Below are 18,899 nucleotides of genomic sequence, written 5' to 3'. Positions count from 1 at the left end.
TAACACTGAGCGGTATGCCGAACGATCTGCGAGCCCCCAGGCCGGTCCTGGACGACGTCGACCGCGCGATCCTGGCGGTGCTGGCGGCCGACGCGCGCACCCCGAACAACGCCATCGCCGACGCGGTGGGCATCGCTCCGTCCACGTGCTTGGCGCGGATCCGGCAGCTGCGCGAGCGCGGCGTGATCCGCGGCTTCCACGCCGACATCGATCCGACGGCGCTGGGGCGCGGGCTTCAGGCGATGATCGCGGTACGGCTGCGGGCACACACCCGGGAGCGCGTGCAGGAGTTCATCCGGGACGTGCCGGCGCTGCCGGACGTCGTCGGGGTCTGGCACGTCGCCGGGGCCGACGACTACCTGCTGCATATCGCCGTCGCCGACTCCGACGCGCTGCGCGACTTCGTCCTGGAGCACCTGACGACACACCCGGCCGTCGGCCACACCGAGACCAGCCTGATCTTCGGCCACCTGCGCGGCGCCGGCGGTGCGGCGAGCCCGGCTGGCACCGCGGCGGCAACGGCGGCCGCGAAGGCTGCAACGGCCGCGGCATCGACGGCGGCAACAGCCCCCGCCCCGCCGACGTCCCACCAAGCACGGCAGCGGTAACGACCAAACCGCTTTCGACCCACTACCTACCGAGCGTTAGAGTCGGGAGCGTGACCACCGAGAATCCGTTTTACGTCGCCAGCACGCTGCCCTACGAGCTGCCGCCCTTCGCGGACATCCGGGAGGAGCACTACCTCCCGGCGTTCGACGCGGGCTTCGCCGAGCACCTGGCCGAGATCAAGACGATCGCCGAGAACCCGGAGCCGGCGACGTTCGAGAACACGATCGTCGCCATGGAACGCTCCGGCACGCTGCTGCACCGGGTCCAGGCGGTGTTCTTCCCGCAGACGTCCTCCGACACCTCCGACGCCCTGCAGGCGATCGAGCAGGAGATCAGTCCGCGCCGGGCCGCGCACCTGGACACGATCAACCTGGACGCGGCGTTGTTCGCGCGGATCGACGACCTCTACGAGCGCCGTGCGCGCCTGGGACTGACCGACGTGGAGCTGCACCTGCTGGAGAAGATCCACGGCGACTTCGTCCGGGGCGGCGCGAAGCTCTCGCCGTCCGACAAGGACCGGCTCAAGGAACTCAACGAGCAACTGGCGGCGCTGTCCACGGACTTCGACCGCAACCTGCTGGCCGCGAACAAGGCCGGACAGCAGGTGTTCGACTCCGCCGAGCAGCTGGCGGGTCTGTCGGCGGACGCGGTCGCGGCGGCGAAGGAGAACGGCGAGGCGGTCGGGCTGCCCGGCAAGTACGTCATCTCGCTGAAGAACTTCTCCAACCAGACGCAGCTGGCCTCGCTCGACGACCGGGAGGCACGGCGCGCGCTGTTGGCGGCGTCGCTGGAGCGGGCCTGGGAGACCAACGGGCCGATCGCGGTGGAGATGGCGAAGCTGCGGGCCGAGCGCTCGGCTCTGCTGGGCTTCGGTTCGTACGCCGAGTACGCGGTCCAGGACCGGACGGCCAAGACCACCGCGGCCGTCGAGGACCTGATGGCGCGGCTGATCCCGACCGCCGTGGCCAACGCGGCCAAGGAGGCCGAGGCGCTGCGCGCGCTCCTGCCGTCCGGGCAGAGCCTTGAGGCGTGGGACTGGACGTACTACTCCGAGAAGGTGCGTCGGGCCGAGTACGACGTCGACTCCGAGGCCCTGCGGCCGTACCTGGAACTGAACAGCGTGCTGATCAACGGCGTGTTCCACGCTGCGGAGCTGGTGTACGGGATCACGTTCGAGGCGCGTCCGGACCTGGTCGCGTACCACCCGGACGTGCGGATCTGGGAGGTGTTCGACGCCGACGGCTCCGGGATCGGGCTGTTCCTCGGCGACTTCTACGCGCGCGGCTCCAAGCGCGGCGGGGCGTGGATGACGAACTACGTCGACCAGTCGCGGCTGCTCGGGCAGGCGCCGGTGGTGGTGAACAACCTGAACGTGGCCAAGCCCCCGGCCGGCGAGCCCACGCTGCTGACCTGGGACGAGGTCCGCACGCTGTTCCACGAGTTCGGGCACACGCTGCACGGCCTGTTCTCCGACGTGGAGCACCCGACGTTCTCCGGTACGAGCACGCCGCGCGACTTCGTCGAGTACCCCTCGCAGGTGAACGAGATGTGGGCGGAATGGCCGGAGGTGCTGGCGAACTACGCCAAGCACTACCGCACCGGCGAGCCGGTGCCGGCGGACCTGCTGGAGCGAATGGCCGAGGCGGAGAAGTTCGGGCAGGGCTTCGCGACGGTGGAGATCCTCGGCGCGGTAATGCTGGACTGGGCCTGGCACACGCTGCCGGCCGGCGCGGAGCCCGGCGACGCCAAGGACTTCGAGGCCGCCGCGCTCACTCGGTACGGGCTGCTGGTGCCGGAGATCCCGTCGCGGTACCGGAGCAGCTACTTCGCGCACATCTGGGGCAACGGCTACGGCGCCGGCTACTACTCGTACTTGTGGAGCGAGGTCCTGGACAAGGACACGGTCGACTGGTTCAAGGAGGGCGTGTCGCAGGGGCGCTCGATCCGCGAGAGCGGCGAGGCGTTCCGGCGCGCGGTGCTCTCGCGCGGCGGGAGTGTGGACCTGATGGCGGCGTTCGCGGAGTTCCGGGGGCGCGCGCCGGAGGTGGAGCCGATGCTGCGGGCGCGGGGGCTCGCCGGCTGAGCTACCTCGATTCGATATACCTCGGCGCCGAGGTACCTCGCTGACGAGGTATCTCCGCGTCGATGTACACCCGGGTGGAGGCGCCTCGAATCGTGGCACCTCGATTCGAGATACCTCGGCGCCGAGGTATCTCGCCGACGAGGTACCTCGGCCTCGATGTACACCCGGGTGGAGATGCCTCGAATCGCGGCACCTCGAATCGATATACCTCGGCATCGAGGTATATCGATGACGAGGTACCTCGGGGTCGAGGCATGCCTGCTCGCCCCCACCGACTTCGCTCCGGACCGCCGTCCGTCAGTACCCGGACAACCAAGCGCAGCCTCCGCCACCACGGGCCGCGCTCCACGACGGTACCGACCCATTCGGAGCGAAGCATGGCCAACAAGAGTCCGCTCATCCCGTTCTACGTCGTCGTCGACGTGTCCTACTCGATGATCGGCGAGAGCATCGGGACCGCCAACCGGATCCTGCCGGAGGTCGCGAACGCGCTGGCGTTGCACCCGGTCGTCAACGACAAGATCCGGCTCAGCCTCGTCAGCTTCTCCGACGTCACCAAGTCGGTGGTCCCGCTGTGCGACATGTCGACGTTCGTCGGGCCGCTGCCGACGCTGGCGGTCGAGGGCGGGACGGACTACGGCTCCTGCTTCGAGTTCCTGCGCACGCAGATCGACAAGGACGTCAGCCAGCTGAAGACGGACAACTTCCGGGTGTTCCGGCCGGCGGTGTTCTTCCTCAGCGACGGCGAGCCGGGTGACGTGGGCTGGGAGAAGAAGTTCGCCGACCTCACCGGGTACGACCAGGAGTCGGGCGTCGGCAACAAGAACCACCCGATCATGGTTCCGTTCGGGGTGGAGGACGCGAACCAGGTGACCATGGAGAGCCTGGTCCAGCCGATCGGCAAGAGCCGGTGCTACATGATGTCCAGCGGCAGCAAGGCCGCTGACGCGATCAAGCAGATGGCGGAGATCCTCGTCTCGTCAGCCTTGTCGTCCGGCAACACCGGCGCCTTCACGCTGCCGCCGGTGTCCGACAGCGGCGACGGCGGGCAGCTGACCGCGGTCGGGCCGACCGACGCGCTCGTCATCGACGACGACTTCCTGAACTGACATGGCCGCGGACATCGAGCCGGGCTGGCAGAGCGAGGGGCAGTTCGAGTTCTCCATCGGGGAGCCCGGTCAGGCGTTCCGGCAGGTGCGTCCGAGCCTGCCGTTCTTCCCGGCGTGGCCGGACAGCGTGTCCGACGGCGGGACGGCCGGCGGCCTGGCGATCCGTGCGGCGAGCGTGCGGGGCCTGCATCACCGCTACGACGGCAAGCCGCGGCAGGACTCGTACGGTGCGGCGCTCAGCGACGACGGCCAGTGGCTCATTGCGGTCGTGGCCGATGGTGTGGGCAACGGTTCGAAGTCGCAGGACGCGGCCGCGCTGGTCAGCCGGCACGGCCCGAGGCTGATCCGCGAACAGCTGGCCTCCGCCTCCGCCGCCTCCATCGACCCGTCGAACCTCGACTGGTGGAGCGTGTTCGAGCAGCTGGCGACCATCATCGTCAAGCACGGACAGCAGACCCTGGAGACGCCGTCCAGCAACGGGGGCACGCGGGGAACCGTGCCCTCCGCCCGCGAGGTCGCCAGCGAGATGGCCTCGACCGCCACGTTCGCGATCTGCCACACCGCGCCCTCGGTGCAGGACGGCTGGAAGGTGACGGTCGCCAGCCAGGGTGACTCTCCGGTCTGGGCGCTCAGCGCCGGGGGCAGCTGGCGCAGGCTGGCCGGCCCGAAGTCGGTCGGCGCCGACGGGCTCGCGACGTCGAAGGTCCTCGCGCTGCCGATGCTGCCGGCCGAACGCGGAACCCACTCGGTGACCACCGAGATCCTGCCGCCGGACTGCACGCTGCTGCTGATGAGCGACGGCGTCGGCGACCCGCTCTGGGAGGCCGATGACGACGTGGCCCTGACCCTCGGGCGGGCCTGGGCCCGGCCGCCGCTGCAACACCAGTTCACGGCGCAGATCGGCTTCGGGCGCAAAGGCTTCGACGACGACCGCACCGTGGTCGGCGTCTGGGCGGACGGCGGCGCGTTCGCGAGCGGGGTGCCGGAACCGGAAGCTGCGGAAGCCCCACCGCGAGAAGCCGAAGCGGAGGTGGCCGCGCACGTCGCCTATGCCGAGAGCCCCACGCAGCCCGGGCACTCCGGGCACCCTGCGCACCCCTACCACCCGGATCAGCCCGGGCACCCCGGGCACCCTGCCCAAGCCGAGCACCCCGGGCCCCCTGCGCAAGCCGGGCACCCTGAGCAGCCCGACCACGCCGGGCACGCCAGGCACCCCGAGCAGCCCGAGCACACCGGACACGCCGAGCACGCCTGGCACCCTGCGCAAGCCGACCAGCCCGGGCGCCCCGGGCACCCTGCGCAAGCCGACCGCCCCGAGCACCCCGCACACCACGAGGAGGCCACCGCCGATGGCTGATCCCCAGCTCCCCTTCGACGTGGCCTGGTCCCAGCTCGGCCCCCTCGAAGAGATCAACAAAGGCGCGAACGGCCGCATACACCGGCTCAAGGACCGTCCCGCCGTGGTCTTCAAGGAGTTCAACACCGCCGTCCCGGCCGCGCCGCTGCGCCAGCTCATCCAGATCCGGCGGCAGGCCAAGCGGGGCGAGGACATCAAGGACATGACCGCGTGGCCGACCCGGGTGGTGTTCGACGACCGGTCGGGGGCGTCGAGCGCCGCGAACCAGGCCATCGGGGTGCTGATGCCGCTGATACCGCCGGGATTCATGCAGAAGATCGACCTGCCGGACGGTTCGGCGACCGTCAAACCCCGCGACATCCAGCACCTGCTGTTCGCCGCCGATGTGGCCCGGCGGCGCGGCGTCGATGTGCCGGCCGACCACGACGTCAGGAGCCGCATGCTGATCTGCGAGCGGCTCTCGTTCATCGTCGCCGCGCTGCACTACGAGAACCTGGTGTACGGAGACCTGTCGGTCCGCAACGTCCTGTACCAGACCGACCCGCGGCCGGACGTCTACCTCGTCGACTGCGACGCGGCCCGTCCCAACGGCGCCAGCGGCGGCGTGCGGCAGCAGAACACCCCGGACTGGGACCCGCCGGAGCACGACGACGACAGCGGCGGCCTGCGCCATCAGAGCCTGGAGACCGACCGGTACAAGCTCGGCCTGTTCATCCTGCGCTGCCTGGCGCCGGGGCGCGGCGGGGCGTCGAACCGGGACGTCGACGCCTCGGTCGGCATGCTGGACCCGGAAGGGGCCGGGCTGCTGCGCTCGGCGTTGGACGGCGGCCCCGCCGACCGTCCCACGGCTGGCACCTGGACCCGGTACTGGCGGCAGCACCTCCGCCTCGGACCGCTCCCGCCCGCGCGATGACCGGCCAATGGTCCGGCGCGGCCGGCGCGACCGGCACGGCCGGCGCGACCAGCGCGACCAGCGCGACCGGCACGACCGGCACGACCGGCACGACCAGCGCGACCAGCGCGACCGGCACGACCGCCGCGACCGCCGCGTCCCGGAAGGCCTCGCGCCGGGAACGCCTGGCGCGCGGCCGGCCGGCCGGCTCCTCGCCTGCCGGCTCGTCCGAGTACCCGAAGCAGCCGGCGCTGTGCGGCACGTGCCAGGCCGGCGCGGTCTGGACCCAGGACGACGTACGCCGCGAGGTCCCGCAGGTCCGAGCGACGCTGCACGCCATGGGAATCCGCCTCCTGACACCGGTCCGCGTGACCCTGGCCCCCGACGGGCTCGGTGCGGTCTCGGACTCGGGCCGGCAGCGCACCGGGCTGACCGTCACGCGCGGCGCCGAGGTCCTGAGCCTGCGGGTGGCGGCCGGGCTGACGCCGTGCCGGTTCGGCGCGACGGTGGCGCACGAGTGCATGCACGCCTGGCTGGCCCAGCGTTCCTTCCCGCCGGCGCCGGACGCGGTGCTGGAGGGCATCTGCCAGCTCGTCGCCTACGGCTACCTCGTCCGACACTCCCCCGATCCCCGGGCCTGCCTGGCCGCGCAGGCCATGCGCCGGGACCCCGACCCGGTCTACGGCGACGGCTTCCGCCGGGTCCGCGGCCTCGCCCAGCGGCTCAGCGCCGCCGCGGTGATCGAGCACGTGCGCCGCACCGGACAGCTCCCGCCCGACCCCAACCAGGAATGAGATCCGATGTCCACGGTCCGCGTCGTCGCGGCGATCGATTTCGGCACCTACGCGACCGGGTTCGCGTGGGCCTACAAGCGTCGCGACCGTCCGCTCGTCCCGGAAGCGATCCAGCTGTACGACTCGTGGCCGGGCGCCGCGGTGCCGTACCACAAGAACCTGACCGCGCTGCTGCTCGACGAGGTCGGCGAGGTCGCCGACTGGGGCTACCGCGCGCACAACCGCCACATGCAGGAGCGGGACTCGCAGAACACGTACCACGTGCGGTTCAAGATGGGCCTGCTGCGCGAGTCGGCGCTCGCGGCCCGGGCCGAGGCCCGGCCCGACCGTCCGGCCTCCGGCGCCCAGACGCCGGGGTACCCGCCGGAGTTCCTGGTCACGCAGTACCTCAAGGCGTTCTGCGAGCACGCGTTGAACGAAGTCCTCACCCGGTCCAAGGTCCGTGCCGACGAGATCCTGTGGTGCCTGACGGTGCCGGCGATCTGGCGGGACCAGGAACGGCGCATGATGCGGTCCTGCGCCGAGCAGGCCGGCTTGCCCGGCTCGCCGGAGCGGCTGCTGATCGCGGTGGAGCCCGAGGTCGCCGCACTTTACGCGCGCCAGGCTGGCGAGGCGAAGCTGAACGAGCCGGGCAGCCGGTTCATGGTCGTCGACGCCGGCGGCGGCACCGTGGACCTGACCTCCTACGAGGTGGCGCCGGCCGGCCTGACCGAGATCGGGCTGTCCACCGGGGGCAAGCACGGTGCCACGTACTCCGACGCGTACCTCGTCGACCGGATCCTGGCCGACCGCATCGGGCCCGAGGTGCTGTCGACGATCGTGCGGAACTCCCCGGAGCTGCTGCACAAGGTGTCGGCACAGTGGGAGCTGGCCAAGCGGACGTTCGACCCCGAGCAGACCTATCCCGTCGTGCTGGACATCTCCTCGCCGATGCTGAGGGCCATCTCGGCGGCCGAGGGCGCACGCTCCCGGCTGGCCAAGGCGCAGGGCGGAGTGGACGACCAGTTCGTGCTGACACCCAAGGAGGTGAAGCAGGCCTTCGACCACACCATCCATCCGCTGCTGGAGCTGGTGCGCGAGCAGCTGAAGACCGTGGGGCCGAAGTCGGTCAGCCAGATCCTGCTGGTCGGGGGCTTCGCACAGTCGAGGTACCTGCAGGAGCAGCTGAGAAAGGCGTTCGACAGCAGGCGGATGCAGGTCGTCGTGCCGACCACGCCCGCGGCGGCGATCCTGCTGGGCGCGGTGTTCTACGCCAACGACCCGACGCTCATCCGGGGCCGCACCACGAAGCTCACCTACGGCATCTCCTTCGCGGAACCCTTCGAGCGCGGCATCGACCCGGAGTCGACGCTGATGATCCAGTACGACGGCCAGGAGCTGTGCTCCGCGCGGTTCAAGGCGTTCGTGCGGGCCGGCGACGTCGTCGAACCGGGGACCAGGGTGCCGGTGCGGGCGTTCCCGATCCTGGCCGGTCAGCGCTCGATGGGTCTCAAGGTCGTGGTGACCGAGGAGAAGACCCCCCGGTACGTGACCGACGAAGGGTGCCGGGAGCTGGGCGTCATCGAGATCGACATGTCGAAGACCCTCGATCTGCCGCCCGCGGAACGAATGATCGAGATCAACATGGTGTTCGGCGGGACCGAGGTGGAGACCGTGGCACGCGATCCCCGGACCGGTGAGGAAGAGCGCCTGTTCATTGACTTCGTCGAGGAGGACCGGCTGTGAACTCCCCCATTCCCGAACCGACCGACTGGGTCGCGGCCCAGCGGCAGGCCGTCGAGCTCGTCCGGTTGTTCCTGGGCGCGATCGACGACCAGCGCAACCGGGTCCGCAGGCTCGAAGAGAACGTCCAGTCGCTGATCTACGGCCTGACCGACGCGGAGAAGCGACTCGAGGGCCAGCGCAAGTCCATCCAGAACCTCGAGCTCGGCCTCCGACAGGTCCGCGCGCGGTCCGAGGAGGAGCACGCCATCGTGCAGGAACGCCTCACCGAGGTCCTGGAGCGCGACTACCGCAACGACAACCCGAACGCGGCGACGGCCGTCGGCTTCAGCCGGGACGAGGCGCTGGACGACATGGAGGCCCTGATCTCCTCGCTGTGGGCGATCATCAAGCAGCAGATGAGCAGCCGGCGCAGGCACGCCGAAGAGGTCGACGTCGTGCCGGTCCTCGCCGAGACCGTCGAGATCCTGTTCGGGGTCGCGGACATGGACGACCGGCTCCTGGTCCGGAACCTCGGCGACCAGCACTTCGGCGACGTCGTCCGGAAGACGCGGGAGATCCGAGAACGGCTGACGGCGTGCGCGCCCCTGCACTCGTGGGATTTCGCGATCATCGAGGGCGAGCCGCTGCGGTCCGGCCAGGAGGCCTGGAACGACTGCCCGGCCGACGGTCTGGCGAAGTACGTCATCCGTCCCGGCTACATCGAGGGCGGCCGGGTCATCCGGAAACAGCAGGTCTTCACCGAGCTCTGGCGCCCCTGACGCGTCGCGCCGGCCGCTGGCACCCGACCGGCGTGACCGGCGTGACCAGCACAACCGGCACGACCGGCCCGACCGGCGCGATCGCCGGTCAGCCCAGCTTCAGCTTGAACCCCACGTGCGAGGGGACGAACCCGAGCCGCTCGTAGAACCGGTGCGCGTCGGGCCGCTCGGTGTTCGACGTCAGCTGCACCTGCAGGCAGCCGGCCTGCCGTGCCTGCTCGATGGCCCACTCCATCATCCGGGTGCCGAGCCCGCTGCCACGCTCGGTGGTGGCGACGCGCACGCTCTCGATCATGGCGCGCTTCAGGCCGCGCTGCGCCACCCCGGGGATGAAGGTCAGCTGGAACGTGCCGACGACCGTGCCGTCCCGTTCGGCGACGATCAGGCGCTGGTTCGGGTCGGCTTCGAGTTCGGCGAAGGCCGCGAGGTAGGGCGCCAGGTCCTCCGGGTCCTCCCGCGTGGAGCCCAGCTTGTCGTCGGCGAGCATGGCGACGATCTCGGGCAGGTCGGCGGCGGTGGCGTCACGAAGGATCAAGGACTCGGTCATAGACCGGCACTGTAGCTGGCACACTGGCACGATCGCGCCAGCGGGGAGGGGATCTCATATGACAGCGACCGGTTCGATGTTCGGGCTCGCGTTCGGGGACTGCGTCGGCAAGCCCACGGAGTTCCAGCGGTTCGAGGAGATCGTGCGGCTCTACGGCCCGGCCGGCCCGAAGGACCTGTCGCAGGGCGGCTACGTCACCGACGACACGCAGATGGCGCTGGCCGTCGCCGAGGCACTGCTGGACCAGCCCGAGGGCACCGACCTGGCGGTCGAACCCCTCACCGGCTCGCTGATCGAGCACTTCCTGGCCTGGGCCATATCCCCGGACAACAACCGCGCGCCGGGCATGACCTGCCTTCGTGCCTGCGGCCACCTGGGCAACGGCCTGCCCTGGCCGGAGGCAAGCCAGCGCGGCTCGAAGGGGTGCGGCGCGAACATGCGAGTGACCCCGATCGGACTGCTGCCGCATGTCCCGGACACCACCGTCGCCGGCGCAGCGCAGCTCCAAGCGGCCCTGACCCACGGCCACGCCACCGCCCTGGCCGCCTCGGACCTGACCGCCTTCGCCACGCGCTGGCTCCTGCGGGGCATGGCGCCGTCGGACCTGCTCCCGGCCCTGCGCGAACGCTGCCAGGAGCAGCGCCGCGTCTACCACGGTGACTGGCTCGGCGACGATCTGTGGCGCGTCCCGCTGCGCGACTCCCCGGAGGAGTTCATCGAGCACGGCTGGGTCGAGTGCGGCATGGTCCTCGGCGTGCTGGCCAAGGCGGCCGAGAACCCGGACCCGGCCCTGGACCCGTGCGACTACACCGGCGAGGGCTGGATCGCGGAGGAAGCGCTGGCGACCGCGCTTCTCTGCTTCCTGATGTACCCCGACGAGCCGGTGCGCGCCCTCGGCCGCGCCGCGGCCACCGGCGGCGACTCGGACTCGATCGCCGCCCTGGCCGGTGCGTTCGTGGGCGCCCGCCACGGGATCGAGGCCTTTCCTTCGGACTGGCCCGAGCGGATCGAGTACCGCGACCGCCTGGCGCGCGCCGGCGGCGTGTGGGACGCCGGTTGGGAGCGTGCGGCGTGAGCGGGTTCGAGGTCTGGCGTCAGGACGACAACGGGAACCGGTTCCTGGTGTCGGGGCACGCCGACCGGGACGGTGCCGAGGCCGCGGTCGCGGCGATGGAGGCCGGGGTGCAGCACAAGCAGCTGTACTACGTGGTGGTTCGGGAGACGCTGGATTCCGAGACACAGGGTTCCGAGACACAGGGTGCTGCTTCCCGGGACGCCGAAACGTCCTAGCTTGTCAGAACCCCGCCTGAATCGATCCTAAGAATTCTCCGTCAATTTCTGCCGACCGACCAACACTGCGCATGCCTTGCGTCGTCTGTAGAGAGTGATAGACACCGGAACGGAAAGCTACGCCGCCGAAGACGTGGCGCGGCTGGCGTTGCCGCGCCGCACGCATCGCCTGTCGGACGGCCGGCGGGTGCGGGAGGTCCTCGGGCTCCGAACCGCGGAGGTCGCGGTCGCGTTCCTCACCGCGGTTGTTTTCCTGCTGGTCAGCATGAGCGTGGCGGTCAATCCGCTCACGCGGGTCGGGCAGGTGAGCGGGCTGGCCGGGCTCCAGTTCCGGTTCGCGGTCTTCGGCATCCTCGCGGTCGGCGCGGCGGTGATCGGGCTGCGGTCGCGGCGGACGCGGACGGCCGACGCGACGGTGCGGCTGGTGTGCGCGGCGGTCGCCGGGCTGGCCAGCGCGCTGGTGGGCGCGGGGCTCATGGTCGCGCTGTACAAGACGCCGTACGGCATCTACGCGAAGCACGGCGACATGGCGCAGCTGATCCAGTGGGCCACCGACGCGCAGCAGGGCAAGGCGCTGCCGAAGACCTACCCGCCGCTGCCCGCCGAGATCATCGCCACGGTCTCGCGGTGGACCGGCGAGAGCCCGACGTATGCGATGAAGGCGTTCCAGATCTTCGGCGCCGCCGTCTACGGCCCGTTGGCGTACCTGTCGTGGCGGCTGGTGCTGCGTCCGGTGTCGGCGCTGCTGGTCGGCGTGCTGGCGGCGCTGCCGCTGATGGACCTGTACAAGCCGTACACGAACATCGTGCTCGTCATGATGGTGCCGGTGCTGGTGAAGTTCGTCGAGGTGCTGCGGGACAGCGGCCGGTCCTCCTACCGGCGCAACGCCGTGCGGGGTGCGGTGTTCGGCGTCGGCATGGGGCTGCTGTTCGAGCTCTACTTCGGTTGGTTCCTGTGGTCGGCGCTGGGGATCGCGGTGGCGGTCGTCGCGGTGTTCCCGTGGTGGGAGCCGGGGGCGCGGGGGCGGGCGGCGGTGTTTCTCGGGGTGTCCGGGGTGGCGCTGTTCGCCGTCACGTTCCGGAACCTGATCCCGTTGATGACGTCCGGGGCCGGTTCCGACACCTACGTCTACTTCGATGTGCGGACCGAGCCGACGTACTTCCTGCACTGGTTCTCCGACCAGCCGCCGGCGAGCCTCGGCGCCTGGCCGCCGGTCGGTGATCTCGGCGGCGTGGGGTTGTTCACGCTGCTGTTGTTCGTCGGCTTCGCCGCGGCGGTGGCACTGCGGCGGCGGGACACGCTGGTGCTGGTGGTGGCGACGTCGGTGCTGAGTGCGTGGCTGATGCGGTTCTGGACCGCCGAGCACATGTACGCGAGCGGGATCGTCGGGCTGTATCCGCGTACTGACGTGCAGATTTTGTTCGGGCTGCTGGTGCTGTCGGCGTACATGGCGCGGCACTTCGTCGTCGTCGGGCTGAAGTCGGAGACCGTGGCGGTGCGGCTGGACGCGTTCAAGCGGCGCGCCATGGTTCCCGGAGTGCTCGCCGGCGTGCTGTTCCTCACCGCGTCGATGGGGGACGCGACGGCGAACTCTTACATGCCGAGCACGTCTGGCCCCGGGACGTTGACGATGTTCTCGCACACCACGCCGATGGAGGACGGCGGCTGCCCTGCCTTCACCGTGATGAAGGGCACGGCGTGCACGCCGTCGGATCCGTCTTCGATCGGCGTCGGGCCCTGACCGGCCGAACCTAACCGACGTAGACCTTGGTCGGCTCGATCACCAGACCGGCGGTGAACTGCTCGCCGAAGCTCTCGGGCGTGTCGAACATCGCGCCCATGCGCTCGATGTACTTGGCGAGGAACGCGGGGTGCTCGTGGGCCGGCGGCAGGGTCGGGTCGTGGCGTGCCACGCCCTCCAGGCGCACGATGTTGCGGCCGATGTCGGTGACGTCCAGGCCCAGGCTCACCTTCGGGTTGGACGCGATGTTGGCGAGCTTGGCCTTGTTCGCGCGGCTGTAGATCAGGATGCTCCCGTCCTCCCGGGCCAGGAACCACACCGGGACGCTGACCGGCTGGCCGTCGGGGCGGACGGTGGTCAGCCAGACCATGAGGTTGCTGTTCAGGCGGCCCAGGACGCGCTGCCGGTCGGCCTCGGGGAGATGATCCAGAAGTTCCATGGCTCAGTTGTACACAGGAGATCGCCGCGATGCCCCGGATTCGGGACCGGCCGAATCCGGGGTGCGGTGTGGGGTCCAGTGCGGGGTGCGGGGTGCGGCGCGCGCCGGCGCCTGATCCAGCCGCCGTGTGCGAGCGTCGTCGGCTGTTCAGCCGGCTTTCTGGGCGTTCGCGACGATCGCCTCGACGTAGGTCGGCCACAGTTCCTCGGGCAGATCGTGGCCGGCGCCGGGGATGATCAGCGGCGTGACGCCGAGCGCGGCGGCGGTGGCGCGGCCGCCGCTGACGTCGACGAGCTTGTCGGCGTCGCCGTGGATGACGGCGCTGGGCACGCTGACGGCCGCCAGCGCCGCGGTGCGGTCCGGGGAGGCGACGATGCAGGCGAGCTGGCGGGCCGAGCCCTCGGGCGTGAACGAGCGGTCGTAGGCCTTGCCGATGCGGGCGCGCAGGTCCTCGGTCGGCGTCGGGTACGCCGGGGAGCCGACGGTCTCGAACATCTTCTGCCCGCGGTCGACGGCCTCCTCGCGGTTGGTCGCCGCCGGGCTCAGCAGGAGCATCAGGACCTCGGCGGCGGGCTGGCCGACGTCGGGGGCGCCGGTGGTGGACATGATCGAGCACAGCGAGCGCAGGCGGCCGGGGTGGTCGATGGCGAACTGCTGGGCGATCATGCCGCCCATGGACGCCCCGACGACGTGCGCGTCGGCGAAGCCGAGCGCGTCGAGCAGGCCGGCGACGTCGTCGGCGAGGTCGGACATCAGGTAGGGCACGCCGGAGGTGTCGCCGGCGAGCAGGTCGCCGAAGCTGGGCGGCGGGACGTCCAGGATGGTGGACAGGCCGCAGTCGCGGTTGTCGAAGCGGACGACGTGGAATCCGGCGTCGGCGATGGACTGGCAGAAGGGCTCCGGCCACGCCGTCATCTGGGTACTCAGGCCCATGATCAGCACCAACGGCGGGGCGCTCGGGTCGCCGAAGGTGTCGTACTCGAGCTCGACGCCGTTCGCGGTGGCCTTGGGCATGCCGTCCTCCTGAATGTCGCACCGGGTTGTCGGCCCCGGTTGGCACAATGTTTGCATGCAGACCGCGTCGCTGGACACCCCGATCGGAACGCTCACCATCGGGACGACCACCCGCGGCTTACGAGTCGTGCAGTTCCCGATCGATCGCGGGGAGAGCTCCTCGCCCAGGGCCATTGAGGAAGAGGAGAAGGTCAGGACCGCCAAGGACGTCAAGGACGACCGCGTCGCCCAGGCCCAACTGGACGAGGCGGTCCTGCAGCTGACGGAGTACTTCGAGGGCACCCGCACCCGCTTCGACATCGCGCTGGACTGGTACGGCGTGAACGGGCTGCGCCTGACGGTGCTCAAGCTGCTGGCCGAGGTCCCCTTCGGCGAGACGGTGACGTACGGCGACCTGGCGAAGGGCTCCGGCGCCGGGGTGACGGCCTCGCAGGCGGTCGGCGGGATCATGGGCAGCAACCCGCTGCCGATCGTGGTGCCCTGCCACCGGGTGCTCGCCGCCGACGGGCTCGGCGGGTTCGGGGGCGGGCTGCGGACGAAGGAGTGGCTGCTGGCCTGGGAGGGTGTGATGCCGCCGGCGCTGGATTGGGGGATGTAGGGCGGGTGGCGGGTGGCGGCTGGGGCGCCGAGTTGGCTACGGCCGGCTGGATTCAGCCCGCTGCGGCGGCTTGGCCCGCGGGCGGGGTGGCGGCTGGGGCGACCGGCAAAGCCGGCCGAGTTGGCTGCGGCCGGCTGGATTCAGCCGGCTGCGGCAGCTGGCCCGCAGGCAGGGTCGGCCCGGTCGGCTGGCAGGCAGCAGGGCTCGCCGACGCGGCTCGTCCGGCTCAGCTCGCCAGCGCGGCTCGTCCGGCCCGGCTCGTCCGGCTCAGCGCCCCGGCACCGGGTCGCCGACCAGCCGTCCGTGGATGTGCTCGTCGTGCAGCTCCCCGTCGCCGTACCGGTACGAGCTGCGCGTCGTGCCCTCGTGAAGGAACCCGCACTTCTCCGCCACCCGGCACGACGCGGCGTTCTCCACCGCGTGGATCAGCTGCAGCCGCGTCAGCCCCAGGGCGCCGAACGCCCACTCGCTGACCGTGCCGAGCGCCATCGTCGCGATGCCGCGTCCGCGGGCCCACGGCGCGACGCGGTAGCCGAGTTCGCCCGCCGAGAGGTCGAGGTCGATCTTGTGCAGCGACACCAGGCCCAGCAGCCGCCCCTCGACGGCCTCGTAGACGCCGAACGTCGGGCTTTGGCCGCCGTCCCAGTCCGCGTAGCGCACGGCCCAGGCGTGCGCGGTCTCCTCGTCGGCGCCGGAGGCCATGGGGTTCCACAGGCCGACGTCGGGGTCGCGGGAGATCTCCATCATGTCGGGGACGTCGCGCAACGACGGCGGCCGCAGCTGGTGGCGGCCGGCCACGATCTCGGTGGGCTCCACGACACGGTCAAGCGTTTCCATGCCGCGTATTGTGCCGGACTTTCCGCGCCGGTCCGGATTAATATCCCGGCATGGAACGGATCGCTGAGCATCCGGCCGTGCAGGCCGTGCAGAAGGAACTGCGGGCGAAGGGCTTCGAGCCGAAGGTGGTGGTCCTGCCGGAGTCCGCGCCGAACGCGCAGGCCGCGGCCGACCAGGTGGGCTGCGAGGTCGGCGCGATCGCCAACAGCCTGGTGTTCGAGGCGGACGGCGCGCCGCTGCTGGTGCTGACCAGCGGGGCGCACCGTGTGGACACCGTGAAGGTGGCCGCCGACCTGGGCGTGGCGAAGGTCGGGCGGGCCACGAAGGAGTTCGTCCACGAGCACACCGGCCAGCGCATCGGCGGCGTCGCGCCGCTGGGCCATCCGGTGCCGGTGCGCACGCTGATCGACCGGACGCTGGAGACGTATCCGGAGGTCTGGGCCGCCGCGGGCCACGCGCACACCGTGTTCGCGATCACGTTCGCGGAGCTGGTGCGGGTGACCGGCGGCGACGTCGTCGACGTGAACTGACGGCCTGACGGCGTGACGGCGTGACGGCGTGACGGCGTGACGGCCCGGCACCGTCGGCCGCCGACGTGAACCGGCGGCCCCGGTGCCGTCGGCCTCAGCCCAGCCCCTCGTAGGCAGCCGCGACGATCGCCAAGCCGCGATGGTCCTGCTGCGCACGCGGATCGAGCATCTGGTTCATCGCGTAGGCGACCGTCATCCCCGACACGTGGTCGTTCATCACCAGCGACCCGCCCCAGCCGCCCCACCCGAAGGTGTTGCCGAACACCCCGAACCCGGCGCCGTAGCTGGCCGGCTGCCCCAGCACGCGGTCCTCCCCGGAGTACTCCACGTGCCAGGCCGGCTCGCAGCCCTCCTCCGACAGCAGCCGCACTCCCCCGACCACCCCGCCGTTGCTCAACGCCGACTGGATACAAGCGATCCCGCGCGCGTTGCCGAAGCCGTTGGCCGCCGGGATCTCGGCACGCCGCCACGCCTCGGTGTTCGCGTCCTTGACCCGGATGCCGCCGGTCGCGTCGTAGTCGGGGCCGCTGGAGGCGAAGTCGTCGGTCTGCGACGGCGGCGGATACAGGCGCGCGACCCGCGCGTCGTCCTGAGCGCCGAGCCCGATGTGGAAGTCGGCGCCGAGTGGCCCGGCGGCTTCCTCGGCGAGGAAGCGCCCGATACTACGTCCGGTGACCCGCCGCACGACCTCGCCGACGAGGAACCCGAACGTGATCGAGTGGTACCCGGCCGCCGTCCCCGGCTCCCACTGCGTAGGCAGGGCGGCGAGCTGATCGGTGACGGCGGTCCAGTCGTACAGATCCTCGGCGACGAGCTTCCCCGGCCAGTCCGGGAGCCCGGCGGTGTGCGACAGCAGATGCCGCACCAGGACGTTCTCCTTGCCGGCCGCCGCGAACTCCGGCCAGTAGGTCGACACAGGCGCGGAAAGGTCGAGCTCGCCACGATCGGCGAGGATCAGCGCGCACAGGGCCGTGGTCGGCTTGGTCGAGGACATGACGTTCACGATCGTGTCGCGCTCCCACGCGACCGTCCGCTCGGCGTCCACGTGGCCGCCCCAGATGTCGACCACCGGCTCGCCGTTCAGGAAGACCGCCGCCGAGGCCCCGATGTCCTGCGTGTCGAGCAGTTCGGACAGCGCGCGGGCGACCGCGGAGAATTCTTTCGTATAAGTACCCTGAACTTCGGTCATAGCCGGACGCTACAGCCGCGCGGGCTCCGGCCGATTCTCATTTTCCGCCGCGCGCGCCCCGAGATTGCGCACCGCCGGCACGCACAGCATCGCGATCAGCACCGCGACCAGGAACGTGGCGGACGCGTAGAGGGTGGCGCCGGTACCGACCGCGTCGCTCACCGGTCCGGCGAGCGCCTGGCCGATCGGGAACGCGATCAGCGAGCCGGCGATCTCGTAGGCGGAGATGCGGTTCAGGACGGCGGCGGGGATGTGGGTCTGCACGCTGGTGGACCACATCACGCCCCAGAACGCGGTGGTCGCGCCACCGACCGCCGCCCCGGCGCACACCATCGGCAGCGACAGTCCGGCGGCGAGCGTCAGCGGCCACGCCGACCAGGCGACCAGCCCGACGGCGCCGGCGCGCAGCGGGTGCCGGGGGCGGTAGCGCACGCCGGCCAGCCCGCCGACCACGCCGCCGGCGCCGAATCCGGTCCACATGAGCCCGAGTCCGGAGGCGCCGTGCCGGTCGGTGACCAGAATCGTCGCGAGTGGCCGGATCGGTCCCCAGACGGTGATGCCGAGCACGATCCAGCCCAGGATGACCGACGGCATCCAGGTCCGGGTCCGGAACTCGTGCCAGCCCTCGACCAGGTTGCGCCAGGTGGATTCGCGGGTCGCGGGGCGGGCCGCGGGTGCCAGCCGGAGCATCAGCAGGCAGATGCCGCTGATCGCGAAGGTCGCGGAGTCGGCAGCCAGGACCACGGGCACCCCGGAGACCGCGATCAGCAGTCCGGCGATCGCCGGTCCGCCGAGCGTGGCCATGGCTTCGGCGACGCGTGTGACGGCGTTGGCGCGCTGTAAGTCCCCGGACACCTGGGTGATGACGCTGGCCAGGCCTGGTTGGAACGCCGCTGTCCCGACCCCGGACAGTCCGGAGAGTCCCATCAGCAGCCACAGCGACGGATGCCCGACGGCGAAGGCGGTCGCGGTGACCGCCTGGAGCACGAAGCGTGCGGCGTCGGCGCCGACCATCATCCGCTGGGGCGTGAACCGGTCGGCGAGGACGCCGCCGAACAGCACGAACGCCGCGAACGGCAGGACCTGCGCGGCCAGCACGAGTCCGACGCCGGTGGTGCCGTAGCCGAGGCTGACGACGCCGTAGAGCAGGGCGACCGGGAGCATGGAGTCGCCCAGGAGGGAGACCAGGCGTGCGGTGAAGTACAGCCGGAAGTCGCGGTTCCACAGGCGCGAGTGCGCGGGCAGCCGGACGTCACAGGTCGCCGTCGTCAAGGCGCCCCACCCCTTTGGGTCTAGACCAATGTCGCCAACGTAGGGAGAACGTGATCGGCTTCGCAATGTATTTCGCGATCTCCCCGCAGACGTCCGCGGCGCGGAACAATGGGCT

Annotated in this window: 19 protein-coding genes; 13 read left to right on the top strand and 6 right to left on the bottom strand. The window is 71.0% G+C overall.

Annotated features, from left to right (window positions below; genetic code table 11):
• Positions 1-14: 14 nt before the first annotated feature.
• The 8 genes from ABH920_RS43115 (at position 15) to ABH920_RS43080 (ending at position 9,327) form a co-directional block, all read left to right on the top strand.
• Positions 15-608, top strand: coding sequence for an Lrp/AsnC family transcriptional regulator (locus ABH920_RS43115; protein WP_370355119.1), 594 nt, complete (start codon positions 15-17; stop codon positions 606-608).
• Between the two features lie 50 nt (positions 609-658).
• On the top strand, positions 659-2,692 hold the full coding sequence (locus ABH920_RS43110; protein WP_370355118.1) for a M3 family metallopeptidase: 2,034 nt from the start codon (positions 659-661) through the stop codon (positions 2,690-2,692).
• Between the two features lie 377 nt (positions 2,693-3,069).
• Positions 3,070-3,801, top strand: coding sequence for a VWA domain-containing protein (locus ABH920_RS43105; RefSeq protein WP_370355117.1), 732 nt, complete (start codon positions 3,070-3,072; stop codon positions 3,799-3,801).
• A gap of 1 nt (position 3,802) precedes the next feature.
• Positions 3,803-5,158: a protein phosphatase 2C domain-containing protein gene (locus ABH920_RS43100; protein WP_370355116.1), complete on the top strand. Its 1,356-nt coding sequence runs from the start codon at positions 3,803-3,805 to the stop codon at positions 5,156-5,158.
• The gene (locus ABH920_RS43095) at positions 5,151-6,071 is read left to right on the top strand and encodes a hypothetical protein (RefSeq protein WP_370355115.1); all 921 of its coding nucleotides are present in this window, start codon (positions 5,151-5,153) and stop codon (positions 6,069-6,071) included. The genes ABH920_RS43100 and ABH920_RS43095 overlap by 8 nt, the downstream gene beginning before the upstream one ends.
• The gene (locus ABH920_RS43090; RefSeq protein ID WP_370355114.1) at positions 6,068-6,844 is read left to right on the top strand and encodes a protein DA1; all 777 of its coding nucleotides are present in this window, start codon (positions 6,068-6,070) and stop codon (positions 6,842-6,844) included. Before ABH920_RS43095 ends, ABH920_RS43090 begins: the two co-directional genes overlap by 4 nt.
• Before the next feature lie 6 nt (positions 6,845-6,850).
• Complete coding sequence (locus ABH920_RS43085; protein WP_370355113.1) at positions 6,851-8,569, top strand: Hsp70 family protein; 1,719 nt, start codon at positions 6,851-6,853, stop codon at positions 8,567-8,569.
• On the top strand, positions 8,566-9,327 hold the full coding sequence (locus ABH920_RS43080) for a hypothetical protein (protein ID WP_370355112.1): 762 nt from the start codon (positions 8,566-8,568) through the stop codon (positions 9,325-9,327). Before ABH920_RS43085 ends, ABH920_RS43080 begins: the two co-directional genes overlap by 4 nt.
• 88 nt (positions 9,328-9,415) lie before the next feature.
• Here the strand turns inward: ABH920_RS43080 and ABH920_RS43075 are convergent, their stop codons facing one another.
• Positions 9,416-9,874: an N-acetyltransferase family protein gene (locus ABH920_RS43075; protein WP_370355111.1), complete on the bottom strand. Its 459-nt coding sequence runs from the start codon at positions 9,872-9,874 to the stop codon at positions 9,416-9,418.
• A gap of 58 nt (positions 9,875-9,932) precedes the next feature.
• On the opposite strand from ABH920_RS43075, the gene ABH920_RS43070 reads away from it, so the two are divergent.
• The 3 genes from ABH920_RS43070 to ABH920_RS43060 all read left to right on the top strand — a co-directional run bounded on the left by ABH920_RS43070 (position 9,933) and on the right by ABH920_RS43060 (position 12,905).
• A complete protein-coding gene (locus tag ABH920_RS43070; RefSeq protein ID WP_370355110.1) occupies positions 9,933-10,949 on the top strand; it encodes an ADP-ribosylglycohydrolase family protein in 1,017 nt (338 codons plus the stop codon).
• A complete protein-coding gene (locus ABH920_RS43065) occupies positions 10,946-11,164 on the top strand; it encodes a hypothetical protein (protein ID WP_370355109.1) in 219 nt (72 codons plus the stop codon). Before ABH920_RS43070 ends, ABH920_RS43065 begins: the two co-directional genes overlap by 4 nt.
• A 94-nt stretch (positions 11,165-11,258) precedes the next feature.
• Complete coding sequence (locus ABH920_RS43060) at positions 11,259-12,905, top strand: hypothetical protein (RefSeq protein ID WP_370355108.1); 1,647 nt, start codon at positions 11,259-11,261, stop codon at positions 12,903-12,905.
• A 10-nt stretch (positions 12,906-12,915) separates the two neighbouring features.
• Here the strand turns inward: ABH920_RS43060 and ABH920_RS43055 are convergent, their stop codons facing one another.
• Positions 12,916-13,344, bottom strand: a complete 429-nt coding sequence (locus ABH920_RS43055; protein WP_370355107.1) for a pyridoxamine 5'-phosphate oxidase family protein — start codon at positions 13,342-13,344, stop codon at positions 12,916-12,918.
• Between the two features lie 147 nt (positions 13,345-13,491).
• Positions 13,492-14,358, bottom strand: coding sequence for an alpha/beta fold hydrolase (locus tag ABH920_RS43050; RefSeq protein ID WP_370355106.1), 867 nt, complete (start codon positions 14,356-14,358; stop codon positions 13,492-13,494).
• A 55-nt stretch (positions 14,359-14,413) separates the two neighbouring features.
• Here ABH920_RS43050 and ABH920_RS43045 point away from each other — a divergent pair, with 55 nt between their 5' ends.
• Positions 14,414-14,956 (top strand): methylated-DNA--[protein]-cysteine S-methyltransferase, encoded by a 543-nt coding sequence (locus ABH920_RS43045; RefSeq protein WP_370355105.1) that lies wholly within the window; start codon positions 14,414-14,416, stop codon positions 14,954-14,956.
• 267 nt (positions 14,957-15,223) lie between these two features.
• On the opposite strand, the gene ABH920_RS43040 is transcribed toward ABH920_RS43045, so the two are convergent.
• A complete protein-coding gene (locus ABH920_RS43040; RefSeq protein ID WP_370355104.1) occupies positions 15,224-15,793 on the bottom strand; it encodes a GNAT family N-acetyltransferase in 570 nt (189 codons plus the stop codon).
• A 50-nt stretch (positions 15,794-15,843) separates the two neighbouring features.
• On the opposite strand from ABH920_RS43040, the gene ABH920_RS43035 reads away from it, so the two are divergent.
• Positions 15,844-16,323, top strand: a complete 480-nt coding sequence (locus tag ABH920_RS43035; protein ID WP_370355103.1) for a YbaK/EbsC family protein — start codon at positions 15,844-15,846, stop codon at positions 16,321-16,323.
• A 94-nt stretch (positions 16,324-16,417) separates the two neighbouring features.
• On the opposite strand, the gene ABH920_RS43030 is transcribed toward ABH920_RS43035, so the two are convergent.
• Positions 16,418-17,512, bottom strand: coding sequence for a serine hydrolase domain-containing protein (locus ABH920_RS43030; protein ID WP_370355102.1), 1,095 nt, complete (start codon positions 17,510-17,512; stop codon positions 16,418-16,420).
• Positions 17,513-17,521: 9 nt separating this feature from the next.
• Positions 17,522-18,784 (bottom strand): MFS transporter, encoded by a 1,263-nt coding sequence (locus tag ABH920_RS43025; RefSeq protein ID WP_370355101.1) that lies wholly within the window; start codon positions 18,782-18,784, stop codon positions 17,522-17,524.
• Positions 18,785-18,899: the final 115 nt, after the last annotated feature.

The organism is Catenulispora sp. EB89 (genome assembly GCF_041261445.1).
GTDB lineage: Bacteria > Actinomycetota > Actinomycetes > Streptomycetales > Catenulisporaceae > Catenulispora.
This window is presented reverse-complemented; position numbering and strand designations above follow the sequence as displayed.

What these genes read in the sequence shown, in the direction of transcription:
- ABH920_RS43085 (WP_370355113.1), top strand. Translation starts at nt 6,851, where the DNA reads ATGTCCACGGTCCGCGTCGTCGCGGCGATCGATTTCGGCACCTACGCG.
- ABH920_RS43040 (WP_370355104.1), bottom strand. Translation starts at nt 15,793, where the DNA reads ATGGAAACGCTTGACCGTGTCGTGGAGCCCACCGAGATCGTGGCCGGC.
- ABH920_RS43070 (WP_370355110.1), top strand. Translation starts at nt 9,933, where the DNA reads ATGACAGCGACCGGTTCGATGTTCGGGCTCGCGTTCGGGGACTGCGTC.
- ABH920_RS43095 (WP_370355115.1), top strand. Translation starts at nt 5,151, where the DNA reads ATGGCTGATCCCCAGCTCCCCTTCGACGTGGCCTGGTCCCAGCTCGGC.
- ABH920_RS43115 (WP_370355119.1), top strand. Translation starts at nt 15, where the DNA reads ATGCCGAACGATCTGCGAGCCCCCAGGCCGGTCCTGGACGACGTCGAC.
- ABH920_RS43090 (WP_370355114.1), top strand. Translation starts at nt 6,068, where the DNA reads ATGACCGGCCAATGGTCCGGCGCGGCCGGCGCGACCGGCACGGCCGGC.
- ABH920_RS43045 (WP_370355105.1), top strand. Translation starts at nt 14,414, where the DNA reads ATGCAGACCGCGTCGCTGGACACCCCGATCGGAACGCTCACCATCGGG.
- ABH920_RS43105 (WP_370355117.1), top strand. Translation starts at nt 3,070, where the DNA reads ATGGCCAACAAGAGTCCGCTCATCCCGTTCTACGTCGTCGTCGACGTG.
- ABH920_RS43055 (WP_370355107.1), bottom strand. Translation starts at nt 13,344, where the DNA reads ATGGAACTTCTGGATCATCTCCCCGAGGCCGACCGGCAGCGCGTCCTG.
- ABH920_RS43050 (WP_370355106.1), bottom strand. Translation starts at nt 14,358, where the DNA reads ATGCCCAAGGCCACCGCGAACGGCGTCGAGCTCGAGTACGACACCTTC.
- ABH920_RS43035 (WP_370355103.1), top strand. Translation starts at nt 15,844, where the DNA reads ATGGAACGGATCGCTGAGCATCCGGCCGTGCAGGCCGTGCAGAAGGAA.
- ABH920_RS43030 (WP_370355102.1), bottom strand. Translation starts at nt 17,512, where the DNA reads ATGACCGAAGTTCAGGGTACTTATACGAAAGAATTCTCCGCGGTCGCC.
- ABH920_RS43100 (WP_370355116.1), top strand. Translation starts at nt 3,803, where the DNA reads ATGGCCGCGGACATCGAGCCGGGCTGGCAGAGCGAGGGGCAGTTCGAG.
- ABH920_RS43075 (WP_370355111.1), bottom strand. Translation starts at nt 9,874, where the DNA reads ATGACCGAGTCCTTGATCCTTCGTGACGCCACCGCCGCCGACCTGCCC.